At 71.2% G+C, this 434-nt stretch carries 1 protein-coding gene; it reads left to right on the forward strand.

Annotation, left to right across the window (positions count from 1 at the left end; genetic code table 11):
- The coding region (locus tag H6A23_RS11805; protein ID WP_204832260.1) for a hypothetical protein at positions 1-434 on the forward strand (434 nt) is incomplete at both ends.

Raw genomic sequence — 434 nt, forward strand, 5'->3', positions numbered from 1 at the left:
TCGGGCTCTCCATCTCCGAGCTCATGTCCTGCGCCGAGGCGCCCGGCGAGAAGAGCGTCGAGCGCGCGGAGGCGGACCGCCTCATCGCGACCTCGCTCGGCCTCTCGGGCACGGTGCTCACCGGGCGCCAGCGCGCGCTGCGGGTCGTGGCCTTCCTGCTGGTTGAGGCGGCATGGGGCGCGCTCACGGCGCGCATCGTCTTCTCCCGCAACATCGACCTGCTCCTCCAGGCGCTCTCCGACCCGGCGGTCACCGGTGGCCTGCTCATGCTCGTGGCGCTGGCGTACTTCTCGTTCTTCTGCCTCGGGCAGCTGCCCGGCTACTACGACGAGAACCGCATCTCCTTCGTGGCGCAGGGCCCCTTCCGCATGAACCTCGGCTGCCTCATGCGCGTCCACAACGGCAACTGGCCGGCCATCTGCCGCGCCGGGCGC

It is taken from the genome of Olsenella uli (assembly GCF_016900775.1).
Taxonomy (GTDB): Bacteria; Actinomycetota; Coriobacteriia; order Coriobacteriales; family Atopobiaceae; genus Thermophilibacter; species Thermophilibacter uli_A.